This is a genomic window from Nitrosomonas sp. GH22 (assembly GCF_009833115.1).
GTDB classification, from domain to species: Bacteria; Pseudomonadota; Gammaproteobacteria; order Burkholderiales; family Nitrosomonadaceae; genus Nitrosomonas; species Nitrosomonas eutropha.
The window spans coordinates 26421-43815 of sequence record NZ_QRCA01000013.1 but is presented as its reverse complement, the minus strand read 5'-3'; the positions used below and the strand labels follow the sequence as shown (position 1 = coordinate 43815).

The window sequence follows — 17395 nt, the reverse complement described above, 5'->3', positions numbered from 1 at the left end:
GGTAGTAGAAGTCCGGAATGTGATATCACCCCCGTTTGTTTCTCCAGACAGCATAGGCAAACAGAAGCCAGGCACTCATGTAAGACATTCCACCCAGTGGAGCGGTCATGCCCAATCCTTTCCACCCGGTGAGGCTGATAACATACAATGTGCCGGAGAACAACAAAATCCCCGCCATCATTAGAATGCCGGAAAATTTTAATGCGCGCGCTTGCGGGAATCGATCTAGCGCCAGTCCAACCAGTATCAGCCCGATTGCATGGTAGAAGTGATATTGTACGCCGATCTGAAAATTGGCAAGCATGTCGGGTGTCAGTATAGATTTGAGGCCATGTGCTCCCATGGCCCCCAGTGCCACACACAGAAATGCATTCAATGCCCCCAACGCAAGAAAGATTCTGGACATTATTGGTTAAACTCCTGGTTAAAGTGAAGCGTGATAAGAATGAGGATAAGAAAACTGATCTGAGTCATTTGTTTGTTTCAGTGATATTTGCCTTGGCCGATCCCTTGGCAAAGACTATCTGTACGTTATCGCCAGTGTGAATCTGCTGACTGTCTTGCAGAATTTCACCCCCGGCAGTATAGGTGATACTGTAACCACGTTCCAGCACTGCTTTCGGGTCGAGATGAGCGAGATGCTGTTGCTGTCGGATAAGTTGAACCTGCAAGCTTTCCAGTCGGTACACCATCGCTCGTTGCAGCCGCGCAGCCAGTTCTTGCTGATATCTTTTCCCCGTATTGATATCGGGTTTGGTGAATTGTATACGTCGCCTGAATGCTTCGATTCGCCATTTGCAAACTTCCAGTTGTCTGCTCCATGCATGTAGTAAACGGTTGTGTAATTGCGACAAATGGATTAACTGGTAGCGGATTCTCTCTCCAGGGTGAACCAGACGGTGAGCAAGCAAATCGGTCGTTTGCATGCGACGTTCAATATTTCGTTCTATCGCCTGCTGCAATCGATGCTGCCAGTACTGCAGGCGATGCAGAATATCTTGTCTGTCCGGGGCTGCTAACTGAGCGGCACCGGTAGGTGTCGGTGCGCGCATATCTGCTACAAAATCAGCAATGGTGAAGTCGGTTTCATGGCCGATACCGGTTACAATTGGAATTGGGCAGGCAGCAATCGCTCGCGCAACGATTTCTTCATTGAACGCCCATAAATCTTCTATTGAACCTCCTCCACGACACAGGATCAGTACATCGCATTCACTTCGCTGTGTGGCGATTTGTAGCGCAGTCACAATTGCTGAGGCAGCTTCTTTACCTTGTACCGGTGCGGGGTAAATAACGACAGGTAGCGAGGGTAAACGCCGTTGCAGTGTCGTGAGTACATCTCTCAGCGCAGCAGTATTGGTTGAAGTAATGATTCCGATTTGTTGAGGGTAAGGAGGAATCAGTTGCTTGTATTCGGGATTGAACAGCCCTTCTTGTTGAAGTCTGGTTTTGAGCCGCTCAAACGTTTCAAACAAAACACCTAGTCCAGCGCGGCGAAGCCGCTCAATTGTCAGTTGAAACTCTCCACGTGCTTCATAGAGCGTAATCAGTGCCTGGGCTTCCACTTGAGCACCATCCTGCGGCATCCAATCCAGGTACATATTTTTATGGCGGAACATAACACATCGTACCTGAGCATTGTCATCCTTGAGCGAAAAATACCAGTGTCCCGATGGATAACGTTTCAGATTGGAAATTTCTCCACTTACCCATAACAATGGAAAAGTCTGTTCGAGTATTACACGCACATGCCGGTTTAATTCACTGACCCGCCACACTATTTTCTTTGGCTCAGGAAAAAGGTTGTTATCAGTCATGCCGGTTTATAATCATCCACAATGACATTTGGTTATTACATTATGAATAGAAAAGTTTGTACGATAACAATGGTTTAAAATAAACATTTGTTTTTAAAAATTTTATTCGGCCTAAAAATTAGGCAGTTCAAAAAATTCCATGTCTGCAATGGTACTTATCCAACTTGTCCATGATTTATTCACACAGTTATCCACAGGAATTGTGTATAACCTTTCAGTAAAAATTGCTGGTTGAGCAAAGCATACTGGTGTTGCAAAATATAATGCGGTGATTTCACTATAACTAAGGGGATTAATTCGTGTTTTCAATTATTCAGGCAGCAGGATGGCCGATATGGCCGATAATACTGGCTTCTGTCATAGCGGTGGGTATTATCGGTGAACGTTTGTGGAGTCTGCGTCTGTCAAAAGTTTCCCCGAGAGATCTATTGCCGAGAGTGTTGCAGGAATATCGTCGCTCTGGTGTACATGCTGATACGCTCACTCATTTACAGTCACATTCTCCACTCGGACAGGTGCTGGTAGCAGGATTAAAAAACATCGATAGTCCGCGAGAAATCATGAAGGATTCGATCGAAGAGGCCGGGCGAGTAGCGGCCCATGAGCTGGAGCGCTACCTTACTACACTAGGAACAATTGCTTCCCTAAGTCCGTTAATGGGGCTGTTCGGTACATTGATCGGTATGATCGAGATTTTTGGATCAGGCACACCATCTGGTAGTAATCCAGTACAACTGGCCCATGGAATTTCAGTCGCTCTGTATAATTCCGCGTTTGGCATTTTAGTTGCGATTCCGAGCATTATTTTTTATCGTCATTTTCGAGCCAAAGTGGATGAACTGGTCCTGGAAATGGAATTGCAGGCCTTAAAACTGGTTGAGATAGTGCTTGGCGAAAGACGCGTCTAGAAGTCTGCAGGCTGTGCGCCACGGAATTATAAATAACTGTCCCTGGTTTTTTCACCTGGTTCACTCGGTTACTCAAACCTGACGAGCTCCTGGTTACTATCGCATCCCGAATAATTATATAGATAAAACCAGTTATCCTCTTTTCAGGAAAGCACCTTGAATTCTTACGAGAAAAATAACAGCACTATAATTAGGGACAGAAAGAGCTTTATAGCTGAAATTAAGCCGAGTTACTTGCGATATATTTTTCTGTGCGTTGTGTTTTTCTGCGTAAGTTGCGGCTCGGTGCCAAGAGAAGAAAACCAAGCGGGTGTGTATGATCCGTATGAGTCACTGAACCGTAAATCCTACCGCTTTACCGATGAGCTTGATCGCAGATTGATTGAGCCAGCTGCCAATGTATATATCGAATATGTACCGGAAGCAATACAGCACCCTGTCAGTAATTTTTACCGGAATCTTTCCTACCCAAGTGTAGTTTTGAACAGTTTTTTACAAGGGAAAATACGCCAGGGGGTTTCAGATACGATGCGTTTTGTCATCAATTCCACTATCGGTGTTGGAGGACTTTCCGATATGGCCGGACACATGGGATTTGATGAGCATAATGAAGATTTTGGGCAGACATTGGCAGTGTGGGGAATGGGTAGTGGACCCTATCTCTTCATTCCCGCTTATGGCCCAAGTAATTCCCGGGATATGGTCGATCTGCCGGTTAGTGTGTTTACGGACGGGCTGTTTTATCTAGCTTATGCGCTGGGCGGTCCGGTGGCTATACCTTTGGCCATTTTGCGTATCGTTGACAAGAGAGCCAGTCTCTCAGGGCCTATGAAAATACGCGACGAATCGGCTCTGGATCCTTATTTGTTTGTTCGTGAAGGTTATATGCAGCAACGTGAATATCAGATATACGATGGGAATCCCCCCGCCAGTCATTATGATGATCTGTTAATTGACGACCCTGATCTGATGATTGAATCCACAAAAACAAATCCCCCGCCTTGATTAGGGGTGTCATAATTCTGTCATATTATTTTCTCAAGAAATACAATTCTATAATATAAGTGATTGGACTATCTCCTGGAAGATCGCTGTACAATCATTTCATGCAGATTTACCAAACGAGGGCTTTGCATTTTATGTCTATTTCACAGGCGTTTTTCAGAACCTTGATACAAAAATCTTCTCTGTCGGATAGCTCGCTGGTTTCAGAAAACTTTCCGGCGGATGATGTGGCTGGGAATGAGGCAAACGAGATTTCTGCGGTTACACTGGATGAAGCTATCACCCGCGCATACACAGCTTTACTGGCACAGCAGCGAGAAGATGGCCACTGGTGCTTTCCACTGGAAGCAGATTGCACAATTCCGGCTGAATATATCCTGATGATGCATTTCATGGATGAAGTGGACACTGTACTGGAGCGCAAAATTGCAAATTTCTTGCGTACCCGGCAGGTAACCGATGGGCATGGTGGCTGGCCACTATACTATGGTGGTGATTTTGATATGAGTTGCAGTGTCAAGACCTATTACGCTTTGAAGCTGGCTGGAGACTCGCCGGAAGCAGCGCATATGGTTCATGCCCGTAACGCCATACTGGAACGGGGGGGTGCGGCGCGCTCGAATGTATTTACCCGTTTGTTGCTTGCTATGTATCGGCAGATTCCATGGCGTGGAGTACCATTTGTTCCAGCTGAGATCATGCTGTTGCCGCGCTGGTTTCCTTTTCACCTGAGCAAAGTGGCGTACTGGTCGCGTACAGTGATGGTGCCGCTTTCTATTCTATGTACGCTGAAGGCCAAGGCAATCAATCCTCGCAATGTGCATGTACAAGAACTGTTTGTTGTTGATCCGGAGAAGGAAAAAAACTACTTCCCGGTACGTACTTCTCTTAATCGCTTGTTGCTGTATGTGGAGCGGTTGGCTTCAAAGCTGGAACCATTTATTCCGTCATTCATCCGTCGCCGGGCTGTGAAAAAGGCTGAACAATGGGTAATCGAACGTCTTAATGGTAACGATGGTCTGGGGGCAATTTTTCCGGCGATGGTTAATGCCTATGAGGCATTAACATTGCTGGGTCACGACCGTGATCACCCGCTACTTCAGCAATGTCGCCAATCTTTACGTGAGCTGCTGGTGGATGAAGGAGAAGAGATTACCTGGTGTCAGCCTTGTGTATCTCCCGTGTGGGATACTGTGCTGGCCACCTTGGCGCTGCAGGAGGATAAACAGGCTGATAGCGAGCCGATTCGTCGTGCACTTGACTGGATTGTGCCTCTACAGATACTCGATGAACCCGGTGACTGGCGCGATAGCCGGCCTAATCTGTTAGGAGGAGGCTGGGCGTTCCAGTACGCTAATCCGCATTATCCGGATCTGGATGATACAGCTGCTGTAGCGTGGGCATTAATTCAGACTGGAGCGGAAGATTACCGTGTCAGCATTACCCGGGCAGCAGACTGGCTAGCGGGTATGCAATCGAGTAATGGAGGCTTTGCTGCATTTGATATAGACAATGCGTATTACTACCTGAATGAAATTCCATTCGCAGATCATGGCGCATTGCTGGACCCGCCCACAAGCGATGTATCAGCACGTTGTGTAGGCCTGCTTGCCTTGAATGGCGAGGTGAGACATCAGGAAGCCGTGAAGCGCGGTCTGGATTTTTTGTTCAATGAACAGGAATCATCCGGGGCATGGTTTGGACGCTGGGGCAGTAACTACATTTATGGTACCTGGTCCGTACTGGAAGCATTTAGGCTGGCGCGTGTGGATAAAGGCCATCAGGCAGTGCAGCGTGCTATTCAATGGCTGGAATCGGTGCAGCGCGCCGATGGTGGATGGGGAGAAACCAATGATTCATATCTTGATCCACAATTGGCTGGACAACTGGAAGCCAGCACTTCCTTCCAGACTGCGTGGGCTGTGCTTGGACTGATGGCTGCTGGAGAGGTGGAAAATACAGCAGTGAGAAAAGGAATTGATTATTTGCTGCGTACCCAGATTGCTACCGGGTTATGGGAAGAGCCATGGTTCACTGCACCCGGTTTCCCAAGGGTTTTCTACCTGAAATATCACGGTTACTCCAAATATTTTCCATTGTGGGCACTGAATCGATATCGCACACTAAGTAGCAAATCTGCCGTATGAATAGTCGTGTTGGCATCATTGTTGCCTTGCGAGCAGAAGCCAGATGTATCACACAGCGCCGTCTGACTTTTGATCGAGCAGTAGCACTGGATGAAAATCTGACGATCAGAATATGTGGTATGGGTGGGGCAGCTGCTCGCCGCGCAGCAGCCGATTTATGTAATCAGGCGGGAGTTACCGGACTGATCAGTTTTGGTGTGGCAGGTGCACTGGATGATGGCCTGCAACCTGGCCATCTGGTTTTACCGGAATTGGTGCTGGCGGACAAGAATTATCCAACAGATGGTATGTGGCGTACTAGCGTCCAGCATTGCCTGCCGGATCACATTAATGTGACCTGTGATCCATTGGCAACCGGCGATGAAGTGCTGACCACGGAAGCTGCCAAACGTATGTTTGCATCGCAAAGCGGCGGATGTGCAGTTGATATGGAAAGCGGTGCTATCGCTGCGGTTGCAGCGGAAAAAGGGATTTCATTTTTGGTGATACGGGCTATTTCAGATCCGGTACAGTTCTCTCCGCCTGCTGCACTGATGGATGCGCTGCAGCCGGATGGAAGCGTCAAGCCAATTCCTTTGCTGACCTTATTGCTAAAGCGCTCACTCAACCTGAATGAATTGTTGCATCTTGTACCCGGAATGCAGGCAGCCTGCAGGACCTTGAAACAGGTTGCCCAGTCTGCCCGGCATGAACTGGGTCGGCAAGGGCAAGCTACCAGCAATAATCAGCGCTTCAATTAAAGCAGATGCCGCAAGTCTCCCCGCATGAAGCCGCAAGAGGTCGTATCAATGTTGATAGCCTTATTTAGAATCATGACTTTGAACATTTCTCCCATTTCAGCCGGGCTGATCAGGCACTGTACCTGGCTGACTAGCGGCAGGTAAATCCCTGGTTGGTCTGCTGGTGTGCGCGCCAGTAAATCAGTAATTCCACAGTTAATCAGGAAATGTGCCTGCGTGGTATAGCCAGCTAACTGCAATCCGGAATCCAGTGCGATCCGGGAAATGGCGCTGAAATCGACATGGCTGGTAATATCCTGTAACCCCGGCAGAAAAAGCGGGTCATCATGAGCATGATGCCGATAATGGCACATTAGCGTGCCCTGATGACGTTGCGGGTGGTAGTACTCGCTTTGACCAAATCCATAATCAACCAACAAAATAGCCCCTTGCTGCAATATGCTTGCAAGGGAGTGGATAAAATGCCGGTTGGCAAGGCTGATTTCACTGATATAAGGATGGGGGAAGGAAGGTTGATCAGATGGAGGAAGTTGTCGGGCAACATTGAGTAGTTCGCCTTCTGTCAGAAGTTGATCTTGCCATGCCAACTCGTAATCCTTCCAGATCACGCCCCGTTCTGCAATGTTGCCATTTTTCCAGACAACTAGGTGGACAGGCATAGCATCAAGCACTTCGTTAGCGAATATCAACCCCTTGAACTGATCGGGCAGAGTGGTAAGCCACTGTACCCGCGCAGCCAGATGTGGAATTCTCTGCTTGATGATTGCTTGCTGTCGTTGCTGCAAGTCTGCACTGAGATCAAGGATGTTGTAGCATTCCGGTAGACTTTCCAGTGCCTCAAGCGCAAGCAGAAGATCTACAGCCAATCTCCCTGAGCCTGCACCAAATTCCAGGATTGAACCATGATTTACTGATCTTAGTACTTGTGCGACTTGTCGCGCTAGTATTTGTCCAAATAACGGAGAAATTTCAGGCGATGTGACAAAATCACCTGCTGCTCCAAATTTAGCTGCACCGCCACTGTAATATCCCGCTTCAGGCGTATACAAAACAACATCCATGTAATCCGCAAATGAAATCCAGCCACCGGAAAGGGAGATCCGATCACGAAGTATGGTTTTCAGAATGTCGCTGTATTTTTGTTCGGAAGAATTCGGCAGGGGTAGAGTCACGGTGTTTTCGGCAGTAAAAAAGTTTATAGTAGATTGTAGTGCTGAAGTGTAGCGTAAACAGAAGGAGTGTTCGTGAAAGATAAAATAATTCTGGTGACGGGAGGGGCGCGGCGGGTGGGGGCTGCTATCTGTAGACGATTACATCGCGAGGGTGCCAAGCTTGTAGTTCATTATCGCAATTCATCAGCTGACGCACAACGGTTGAAACAGGAGCTTGAACAGGAGCGCCCGGATTCGGTTGCATTACTGCAGGGTGATTTACTGGATATTGACGGAATTCCAACATTGATTGATCGGACTGTTTCACAATTTGGCGGGTTGGATACTCTGGTTAACAATGCCTCCAGCTTCTTTCCAACTCCTGTTGGGGAATGTACTGAACAGGACTGGGATGATTTAATTGGCAGTAATCTGAAAGCTCCACTTTTTTTATCCCAGGCAGCAGCCCCCTATTTAAAAAAAAATCAGGGGAATATCGTCAATATTATTGATATTCATGCTGACCAACCCCTCAAACGTTATGTTATTTACAATACTGCCAAAGGTGGGCTGGCAGCATTAACTCGTTCACTGGCCATGGAGCTTGCACCGCAAATCCGTGTCAACGGTATTTCACCCGGGCCAATTCTATGGCCGGAAGCGGGTGAATGGCAGGATGAGGTAACACGCGCACATATTATTGATAGAACGCTACTTAAACGCATGGGGGAGTCGGATGATATCGCACGAACTGTCAGTTTTCTGATTGAAAATGCTCCTTTTATTACCGGGCAAATTATTGCCGTCGATGGCGGACGCAGCATTAACCTTTGATATCGTGCTAACTTTATATATTAGCCTCTCATTCGTGCTCGCCGGAATGCTGGATAGTTTGTGAAATGATCCGGTCGCAATATGCTATTGCGAGCGCTGAGAGCAGAAATGCAAGGTGGATAGCAGTCTGCGCAATCAATGTTTTTTCATCATAAGCAGTAGCGTTGATAAATGTCTTTAGCAGGTGAATCGATGAAATGCCGATAATAGCAGTTGCCAGTTTGACCTTTAATACTGAAGCGTTGACGTGTGACAACCATTCCGGCTGATCCGGATGACCTTCAAGATTCATGCGTGAAACAAAGGTTTCATATCCGCCGATAATCACCATGATGAGTAAATTCGAAATCATTACCACATCAATCAAGCCGAGTACTACCAGCATAATGGCTGTTTCGGTCAGATCCTTCTCGGTTCTTTCTACTCCTTTGACTGCCACCATATCAAGGACATGCTGTAAAGCATTCTGGTTAGAAAATACAGCGCCAATCAGATCTGATAGCTCAATCCAAAAGTGATATACATAGACACACTGTGCCAGTACCAGCCCCAAATATAAAGGTAGCTGTAACCAGCGGGACAGAAATAGGAAGTAAGCGATAGAGGATATTCGTTTTGAAGGAGGGGGGGTATCATGATCCTGTTGCATGGTGATCTATTTCCTGAAAAGCGCAAAAGATTACCATGACAACAGGAAAATGCGAAGATTGTTATTTTAAAGTTATCAAAGTAAAAAAACTGCGACGTTAAGTATATTCATCACCGTAGTTCTGGAATTGCTGTTGCCTACCAGAGGGCACAGTAGCTCGGGCTTATTACTTTCGCTTGTCGCGCTCTATCAGTGCGTATGCAGAGTGATTATGTATGGATTCAAAGTTTTCTGATTCAACAACATAGGCATCTATCCGGTCATCATGATTAAGTATTTCGGCGACATCACGGACGATATCTTCGACAAATTTCGGATTGTTATAGGCCTTTTCTGTGACATATTTTTCATCCGGCCGTTTCAGCAGACCGAACAGTTCGCATGAGGCCTGTTCTTCCGCAATTCTGATAACGTCCTCAATCCAGACGAAGCTGTTAGTGTGTACAGAAATGGTGACGTGTGAACGCTGGTTATGCGCACCGTAATCGGATATTTTCTTGGAGCAGGGGCACAGGCTGGTAACAGGAACGATCACCTTCATGGTAAACCCATATTGATCGCGATGTTTAATTTCGCCGATAAAGGTTACCTCATAATCCAGTAAGCTTTTTACGCCTGAGATAGGGGCTGATTTATTGACGAAGTAGGGAAAAGTCATTTCAATATGACCGGAATCTGATTCCAGCCTGCTGACCATGGAGCGCAAAATTTCTTCAAATGATTCAACCGAAATTTCACGTTCGTGGCTATTTAGTATCTCCACAAAACGGGACATATGCGTCCCTTTGAAATTATGTGGCAGATTGACATACATATTAAATTGCGCCACAGTATGCTGGGAACCACCATCCTTATCGGCGACCAGAACCGGGTGACGAATCGCTTTGATTCCGACTCTGTCAATTGCGATATGTCTGGTATCCGGTGAGCCCTGCACGTCAGCGATAGGCTGATCAGTATATTTTTTCATAAAAAATTCCTTCCTGTCCAGATTATCTGGCTGTGAAGCTGTATAAAAATATTGGAGCAACCGGTAAGGAATAGATCTCGCCAGCTTTGCTGCTGATTTGTTACGTATGCGAACGCTATAGAGAGAGTCTTTCTTTTACTGATTTAATGATCCCGGTTTTATCCAATCCGCAGTCAGATAACATTTGAGCAGGATCACCCTGATCAAGGAAGTTGTCTGACAAACCTAATTGCAGTAATCTGATATTCACGCCCTGACTGGCTAGGCATTCCAGTACAGCACTGCCTGCCCCTCCCATAATTGTATTTTCTTCAACAGTCACCAGTAATTCGTGTTCGGCCGCAAGTGTCATAACCAGTTCCTGGTCCAGTGGCTTTACAAAACGCATATTGACGACCGTGGCATCCAATTCATCTCCAGCTTCAAGACAGGGGGACAGCATACTACCAAACGCAAGTAATGCAATGCGTGTGCCCTGGCGGCGAATCTCACCCTTGCCCAGTGGAACAATCTGCATTTCCTGCTTTATTTGCACGCCGGGTCCTGTACCACGCGGATACCGGACGGCAGTAGGGGTATCGAGCTGGAAAGCAGTATAGAGCATTTGACGACACTCATTCTCATCAGCAGGCATCATCACTGTGATATTGGGAATACAACGCAGATAACTCAAATCAAAACTTCCGGCATGTGTCGGACCGTCTGCACCGACAAGCCCGGCTCGGTCAATAGCGAAAACAACGGGTAAATTCTGAATAGCTACATCATGAATCAGCTGATCATAGGCACGCTGCAGAAAAGTTGAGTAAATCGCCACAACTGGTTTCAATCCTTCACAGGCTGCACCGGCAGCGAATGTCACGGCATGTTGTTCAGCAATTCCCACATCAAAATAGCGATCCGGGTATTCTTTTGAAAAACGGATAAGTCCAGAGCCTTCTCTCATAGCGGGCGTTATGCCGATTAGCCGCGAATCTTTGGCCGCCATATCACATAACCAGTCACCAAATATTTGGGTATAAGCTGGCCTGGTAGATGGTTTCGGTATAACTCCCTTCCCCGGTTCGAATTTTCCAACCCCGTGATACAAAACAGGATCTTCTTCTGCCGGTTTGTAGCCTTTGCCCTTGCGCGTCACAATGTGCAGGAATTGCGGCCCATCAAGCTGCTTGATGTTATTTAGCGTAGTGAGCAGGATATCCAGATCGTGGCCATCAATTGGGCCAATATAGTTGAAACCGAATTCCTCAAATAACGTGCCCGGAGTTACCATACCTTTAACATGTTCCTCGGCACGTTTCGCCAGCTCCAATACCGGAGGAACTACGCCCAGCATTCTTTCTCCTGCACGTCTTGCAGTGGCATAAAAACGGCCTGACATCAGTTTGGCCAGATAGTGATTGAGTGCTCCCACAGGGGGGGAAATAGACATGTCATTGTCATTCAGGATAACCAGCAAGTCCGCATCCATTACACCGGCATTGTTCAGCGCCTCAAAAGCCATTCCCGCACTCATTGCGCCATCACCAATAATTGCAATTGCGTGCTGTTTTATTTTATTGATTCGTGCTGCGACAGCCATACCTAGTGCGGCACTAATAGATGTACTGGAATGTGCTGTGCCGAAAGCGTCATATTCACTCTCATCTCTTCTGGGGAATCCTGCAATACCTCCCTGCATGCGCAGATGAGCCATTCCCGTTCGTCGACCTGTAAGTATTTTATGTGCATAGGTTTGATGTCCGACATCCCATACCAGTCGATCAAAGGGTGTATCAAATATATAGTGCAGCGCAATGGTCAGTTCGATCGTCCCGAGATTGGAAGACAAATGTCCACCGGTCTTCGCTACCGATTCGATCAGAAAGCTTCGCAGTTCATCTGCTAATTGTGGCAATTGGCTGCGTTTCAGGTTACGTAATTGTGCGGGTATCTCAATGCGATCGAGTAATGGATACATGCGAATTGTAGCTAAGAGTGGGTAACGTAAAGATTGGTAAAGATTGGATTGGTAGCGTAAAACTAAAACTCACGCTGTACAATGAAATCAGTGATTTGCTGCAAACGCAGGGCTTCAGGACCAAATTTGTCCAGCACCCCGCTGGCTTCCCGCTGAAGCTCGTGCGCCAGTTCTCGGGCTTGTTTGATACCCAGTATACTAACATAGGTAGGTTTGTTGTTTTCTGCATCCTTCCCTGCGGTTTTGCCTAGCGCAGCAGTGGAGGCTTCTGCATCGAGAATATCATCTACTACCTGAAATGCCAGACCGATACACTTGGCAAAATGGTCCAACTGTTTAAATTGGTCTTCATTCAGTCTGCTACCGCAACGGGCTCCAAGTATTACTGCAGCCCGGATCAGTGCACCAGTTTTGTGAATGTGCATGAATTCGAGTTCCGGAAGGCTGAGTGTTTTGCCAACACTATCCAAGTCAATTGCCTGTCCTCCAGCCATACCTCGGGATCCGGCAGCGAATGCAAGATGCCGAATCATTTCCAGCTGTGTACGTGGATCTTCAGTTAAAGCAGATTCAGCTAATAACTGAAAAGCCAGACTTTGCAGGCTATCTCCCACCAGCAAGGCGGTAGGTTCGCCATATCTGATATGGCAGGTTGGTTTGCCGCGCCGGAGTATGTCATTATCCATACAGGGAAGATCATCATGCACCAGGGAGTAGGCATGGATCAATTCCACTGCCGCGCTGGCAGCAATGACTTGTGTTTTATCAGCTCCACTAAGTTCCCCGGCGGCAAAGGATAGTAGTGGCCGTACTCGCTTACCCCCATTTAGTACCGCGTAACGCATTGCTTCATGCAAGCGTGCAGGGGCACAATTCGTGGCAGGAAGATTCTGCTCCAAGAAAGATTCAATTAAAGCAAGGCGCTCAGTTGTCCACAGCTGGAAATCAGGGTGCATCGTGCTCGGTAGTAGAAAAATTTTTCAATATGTCTGCTTCAAGTATTTTTATCTGTTGCTGCGAGTCTTTCAGCATATTCTGGCAGTATTGTAACAATTCCACTCCGCGTTTGTACGCAGAAAGCGCATCTTCCAAAGACATTTGCCCGGCTTCCATATTTGCCACAATCTGTTCCAGTTCAGTAGTAGCTGTTTCGAAATTTTCCGGGGGGGAAAGTAATGCTGATTCCTCTTTGCTTAGTGATTTTTTTTTCATTCGGATAGAAGGTTTTTCTGGGGTACAAACATTGACTCTCGACATATAAAAAGGTCAATTCAATGAAATAACCGGATTTAGCACCGTTTTTTAACAAATCTTTTTAATCCGGCAAATGGTATTATTAATCCCATAACTGACTACGAGAAAAGTTGACCAGAACGACATAAAAGTCTAACATACCGCGCTTGTAGTGATTGCTTCATATTCCCCGATAGCTCAGTCGGTAGAGCGACGGACTGTTAATCCGCAGGTCCCTGGTTCGAGCCCAGGTCGGGGAGCCATTTTAATCAAATGGTTGTATGTGTTCTTCTTTTTGTGGTATTTTCACAAACTGCTATTTTGTCGGGGCAGTTTCATCACCCTTCCTGTCTCCAATCATATATCTTTGTCATGATAACGCTTGCATGGCCGAGCTGCTTTATGTCCTGCCTTTATCACCTGATGATTCTGCCTCGTAGTGCCAGTGCTAGCTAGCTGATTCAAAATTTTTTCATTCATTTAGGGTGTTAGTTCAGATTATTTTAATTGCCATTATATTTACCCAGAGCTTCTAGGCGTGTGCTTCAGTAAGTGCAAGTTAGTCAAGCAAGCCTGCGACAAATACCTCGTCATTTTCTTTTCTTCAGGCAAGTCAAGGGTGTATTAAATACAGCAACTAATAATCAGAAGTGGTGAAATTACAGGTATTTATCTGTTTGTGGCCTGAATTTTTCCTGGCTATCTGTCAGTCTCTAGTTGATCACGTCTTCCGGGCGTATTGGCAAACATTTAGATTCGGGGTGTGTACTCGAAGAAATTTTTGAGAAACAGCATGAGAGTTATTGGGAGTAAGCAGAATAATCTTGCAAATATCATCAAACAGGCATAACTTATAAATAATAAGTGGCTAGATCGGAAGAAATTACAAGTCTGATGTAAATCTGAGTTTGATAAAAAACAGCAGAAAAGATATTAAATGTTTGGTGAGCCAAGGCTCCTTGATCGTAAACTACCGGCGAGTCGTCCTGTAAGGATACACAAACGTTATCGACTCTATAAGTCGTATCGATGTATTTGAGGTTTTGAGAGGAATAAAGTGGTTGCGGGGGCAGGATTTGAACCTACGACCTTCGGGTTATGAGCCCGACGAGCTGCCAGACTGCTCCACCCCGCGACTGAGCCCACAACTTTAAAGTATAAATTGATTTTAGTCAAATAATAATTTCTTGAGACTAAACAATTAATCAATGTTAATCTTGGCGTTTGTCGATTATTCCCATGTGAGGCTCAGGTTGTCCGTGCTGTCGTTCCTTCAGATAACGTTTTAGTGGATCATGAATTACACGAAAAGCGATATCGTCCCAAGGAATTTCCTGTTCTCCAAAAAGCCTGACTTCCAGACTCTCAATTCCCGGGGAAAAATCAAGATCCAGTAATTTTGCCTGGAATAAAAGATAAACCTGACTGATATGCGGCAGACTGTAAATTGCATAGAGTTCGCGAATTTCTACTCGGGCATTGGCTTCTTCGAAAGTCTCCCGCGTTGCACCCTGAGCCAGAGTTTCATTATTTTCCATGAATCCTGCGGGCAATGTCCACTTGCCTCGATGAGGTGCAATTGCTCGTTTACATAACAGAATCTTATTTTCCCATTCTGGAATACACCCAACAATTACTTTTGGGTTCTGATAATGGATGGCGTGACAGTTTGAACAGATGTAGCGTGGCAATGTGTCACCTTCCGGAATACGTAAAACTACTTTACTGCCACACTCGCTACAGAATTTCATGTCTGGAAAGATGTGATTAACGTGTTACTCTGAATTTAAATTCGGCAAGCCATTTGCCTGATTGATCCGTGGCTGTAACACGCCACGAACCCAATCTGTTCTGATTAAGTACCTTGCTGGAATAAGTGCGCCAGTCATTATTGCTAACCGGAAGCATAACCTTGGCGACACGTTTATCACGATAGTACCAATTGATAAATATTTTTCCACCTTTGAATTTATTAAAATGTAAAAAGAGGAAGATTGGTCGGCTTGACTTTCCCGCGAGTGAAATCCGGTTGATGTCATCAACCGGAGCTCTTTGTCGGATATTTGAAGTCAGTTGTGCTTTAACCAGACCAACAGGATAATTGATTTTTTGTGCACCACTTTCTGAGGATTGAAAAGCAGTGGCACCAGGCTTGGTTCCTGGTTTGATTGGTGGATCCGATGTGGCTGCAGAAATTGAATCAAATATCGGACTGGGTATATCTTCGATATGCTCAGGTTCGGTATGTATACCAGCGAGTTCATCGGCTCCTGGATTGCTCCCGGATGACTGGCTGGACGAAAGCTCGGTTATGGCTGAAACGGATTGTGCTGCCGGAACAGGGGGAATATCGGGATTGGCTGGAAGTACTGCTGATGAGGATATTTTGGCTGGATTTATCCCGGATTCTTTATCGCCAGATATCCAGTCTGAAGCCAGCCAGAAAAGCACTGCCAATACAAGCAACAGTACCAGCGATGCACCAATAATTCTGGGCCAGTTATATACATACACAAGGGGAGGGGCTGGTAATACAGGTTCTTTCGCCAGTTTCAGCAAGTCTTGCTCAGCTGCAGAGTGATCAATTGGCTGATCTAGCCGGATACGAATTTTTAACTGGGTATTGGACATAACGATCGGGTATTGTATGAAATTAACCAGCTGTTCAATAAGGACTTGGTAGTTCTATGAGACTGCTTTTAATACAATTACGAGCGATTACAAATTAGTTTTAGCAAGCAGAGCATCCCTTTCTTCTAACAGCTCCACCACTAGCGCAGCACCTGCTAGGTTAATATCCAGATCATGCTGCAGGCGATTAATAATTAACACACGTCTCAAACAAATTCCACTGAAAAACCAGTGTTCCGGTTTAGCTCCAACAGGTTCGAGAATGCCTTCATGCACCAGTGCTGTTACCCATTCAGTATCGACTTTACAAATCTGACAGAGCTCAAGCAGTGAAATCCCTTCACTTTCTTCAATAATAATGCCATTTAATATGCCGTGTTCCATATATGTCATAATCAAATATTGAATCTGGCTCGCGGGTTGAATGCGAGTTTCTGCTCCATCTCGCGATAAAGTGTTCGAGCTTGTTCACTATCAGCAGGAGGCAAAACAATCTGCAAAACTACATATAGATCACCCGGTAATGTGCTCGGGATTCCGCGTCCTTTCAAGCGCAATTTTTGGCCTGAACGGGAATTGGCTGGAATTTTTAGATCAACCTTACTGGTAGGGGTTGGAATCGGGATGGTGGTGCCCAGCGCAGCTTCCCAGGGCGCGACAGGCAACTCCATGAAAATATCTTTACCTTCCACGCTAAAGTGTGGATGAGACTTAAATACAATTTCGAGATATAGATCACCCGCCTTGCCTCGGCCTGCCCCGGGGCTTCCTTGGCCGGCCAGCCGAATATGCTGCCCCTGCTGTATTCCTTTGGGTATACGAACATTTAATGTGCGCTCCCGAATGTGTGGCCTTCCGTCCAGGCCGGGCTCCGTGTGTTGCAGAGTCAGGCTGCGAACACCCCCATTAAAGGAATCTTCCAGGTCTATCGAAATTTTTGCATGGGAATCTTCTCCTTGCAGGTTGAATCCCTGATTACTATGCCGCTGACCACCCTGGTTTCTCCCGAATAGCGCTTCGAAAAAACTGCTGAATTGTGAAGCTGCCGATTGTGTAAATTCACCTCCATGAAATTCAAATCCCTGATCCCATTCAGGTGGGGGTTGAAATTCCTGTCCGCTTTTCCAGCGTGTCCCCAGACGATCGTAGGCGGCCCGTTTTTCAGGATCCTTAAGTACTTCGTATGCCTCACCAATCTCTTTGAAACGTGTTTCAGCTTCCGATTCTTTGCTGACATCAGGGTGGTATTTGCGCGCCAGTTTACGATACGTCCGCTTGATATCGTCCTGTGTCGCATCGCGCGGAATGCCCATAATTTGATAATAATCCTTATATTCCATTTCTATTGTG

General features: G+C 46.3%; 17 protein-coding genes and 2 tRNA genes. 6 read left to right on the top strand and 13 right to left on the bottom strand.

From position 1 onward, the window contains the following. Window positions 1-25 precede the first annotated feature (25 nt). Window positions 26-406, bottom strand: a complete 381-nt coding sequence (locus ABF86_RS05695) for a DUF423 domain-containing protein (RefSeq protein ID WP_011634562.1) — start codon at window positions 404-406, stop codon at window positions 26-28. A gap of 64 nt (window positions 407-470) precedes the next feature. Continuing rightward, entirely contained in the window at window positions 471-1817 is a 1347-nt protein-coding gene (gene xseA / locus ABF86_RS05690) for an exodeoxyribonuclease VII large subunit (protein WP_011634561.1), read from the bottom strand. A gap of 299 nt (window positions 1818-2116) precedes the next feature. Here xseA and ABF86_RS05685 point away from each other — a divergent pair, with 299 nt between their 5' ends. The 4 genes from ABF86_RS05685 to ABF86_RS05670 all read left to right on the top strand — a co-directional run bounded on the left by ABF86_RS05685 (window position 2117) and on the right by ABF86_RS05670 (window position 6617). Next, window positions 2117-2725: a MotA/TolQ/ExbB proton channel family protein gene (locus ABF86_RS05685; RefSeq protein ID WP_011634560.1), complete on the top strand. Its 609-nt coding sequence runs from the start codon at window positions 2117-2119 to the stop codon at window positions 2723-2725. Between the two features lie 285 nt (window positions 2726-3010). Further along, entirely contained in the window at window positions 3011-3730 is a 720-nt protein-coding gene (locus ABF86_RS05680) for a VacJ family lipoprotein (protein ID WP_256201544.1), read from the top strand. Between the two features lie 134 nt (window positions 3731-3864). Beyond that, window positions 3865-5877, top strand: a complete 2013-nt coding sequence (shc, locus tag ABF86_RS05675) for a squalene--hopene cyclase (protein ID WP_074684808.1) — start codon at window positions 3865-3867, stop codon at window positions 5875-5877. After that, window positions 5874-6617, top strand: coding sequence for a purine phosphorylase (locus ABF86_RS05670; protein ID WP_074684793.1), 744 nt, complete (start codon window positions 5874-5876; stop codon window positions 6615-6617). Before shc ends, ABF86_RS05670 begins: the two co-directional genes overlap by 4 nt. Here the strand turns inward: ABF86_RS05670 and ABF86_RS05665 are convergent. Beyond that, on the bottom strand, window positions 6614-7789 hold the full coding sequence (locus ABF86_RS05665) for an SAM-dependent methyltransferase (protein ID WP_083341423.1): 1176 nt from the start codon (window positions 7787-7789) through the stop codon (window positions 6614-6616). The two genes, ABF86_RS05670 and ABF86_RS05665, sit on opposite strands and share 4 nt — an antisense overlap. Before the next feature lie 72 nt (window positions 7790-7861). Here ABF86_RS05665 and ABF86_RS05660 point away from each other — a divergent pair, with 72 nt between their 5' ends. After that, window positions 7862-8602, top strand: coding sequence for a pteridine reductase (locus ABF86_RS05660; RefSeq protein WP_074684795.1), 741 nt, complete (start codon window positions 7862-7864; stop codon window positions 8600-8602). A gap of 28 nt (window positions 8603-8630) precedes the next feature. On the opposite strand, the gene ABF86_RS05655 is transcribed toward ABF86_RS05660, so the two are convergent. The 5 genes from ABF86_RS05655 to ABF86_RS05635 all read right to left on the bottom strand — a co-directional run bounded on the left by ABF86_RS05655 (window position 8631) and on the right by ABF86_RS05635 (window position 13393). Then, on the bottom strand, window positions 8631-9251 hold the full coding sequence (locus ABF86_RS05655) for a YqhA family protein (RefSeq protein ID WP_074684796.1): 621 nt from the start codon (window positions 9249-9251) through the stop codon (window positions 8631-8633). Window positions 9252-9417: 166 nt separating this feature from the next. After that, window positions 9418-10221 (bottom strand): GTP cyclohydrolase FolE2, encoded by an 804-nt coding sequence (gene folE2, locus ABF86_RS05650; RefSeq protein WP_074684797.1) that lies wholly within the window; start codon window positions 10219-10221, stop codon window positions 9418-9420. A gap of 115 nt (window positions 10222-10336) precedes the next feature. After that, the gene (gene dxs, locus ABF86_RS05645) at window positions 10337-12181 is read right to left on the bottom strand and encodes a 1-deoxy-D-xylulose-5-phosphate synthase (RefSeq protein ID WP_011634552.1); all 1845 of its coding nucleotides are present in this window, start codon (window positions 12179-12181) and stop codon (window positions 10337-10339) included. Between the two features lie 62 nt (window positions 12182-12243). Next, window positions 12244-13137 carry a polyprenyl synthetase family protein gene (locus ABF86_RS05640; protein WP_011634551.1) on the bottom strand — a complete coding sequence of 298 codons (894 nt, stop codon included), beginning with the start codon at window positions 13135-13137 and terminating at the stop codon, window positions 12244-12246. After that, window positions 13127-13393, bottom strand: a complete 267-nt coding sequence (locus ABF86_RS05635) for an exodeoxyribonuclease VII small subunit (protein WP_041353511.1) — start codon at window positions 13391-13393, stop codon at window positions 13127-13129. The genes ABF86_RS05640 and ABF86_RS05635 overlap by 11 nt, the downstream gene beginning before the upstream one ends. Window positions 13394-13601: 208 nt before the next feature. On the opposite strand from ABF86_RS05635, the gene ABF86_RS05630 reads away from it, so the two are divergent. Further along, a tRNA-Asn gene (locus ABF86_RS05630) sits at window positions 13602-13677 on the top strand. A 795-nt stretch (window positions 13678-14472) separates the two neighbouring features. Here the strand turns inward: ABF86_RS05630 and ABF86_RS05625 are convergent. The 5 genes from ABF86_RS05625 to ABF86_RS05605 all read right to left on the bottom strand — a co-directional run bounded on the left by ABF86_RS05625 (window position 14473) and on the right by ABF86_RS05605 (window position 17385). Further along, window positions 14473-14549: transfer RNA gene (locus ABF86_RS05625), tRNA-Met, on the bottom strand. Window positions 14550-14625: 76 nt separating this feature from the next. Continuing rightward, on the bottom strand, window positions 14626-15165 hold the full coding sequence (locus ABF86_RS05620; protein ID WP_011634500.1) for an NUDIX hydrolase: 540 nt from the start codon (window positions 15163-15165) through the stop codon (window positions 14626-14628). A 16-nt stretch (window positions 15166-15181) separates the two neighbouring features. Then, window positions 15182-16045 carry a DUF2914 domain-containing protein gene (locus ABF86_RS05615; protein WP_011634499.1) on the bottom strand — a complete coding sequence of 288 codons (864 nt, stop codon included), beginning with the start codon at window positions 16043-16045 and terminating at the stop codon, window positions 15182-15184. Between the two features lie 87 nt (window positions 16046-16132). Then, window positions 16133-16438: a MerR family transcriptional regulator gene (locus ABF86_RS05610; protein WP_011634498.1), complete on the bottom strand. Its 306-nt coding sequence runs from the start codon at window positions 16436-16438 to the stop codon at window positions 16133-16135. 2 nt (window positions 16439-16440) lie between these two features. Beyond that, on the bottom strand, window positions 16441-17385 hold the full coding sequence (locus ABF86_RS05605) for a DnaJ C-terminal domain-containing protein (RefSeq protein ID WP_011634497.1): 945 nt from the start codon (window positions 17383-17385) through the stop codon (window positions 16441-16443). Window positions 17386-17395: the final 10 nt, after the last annotated feature.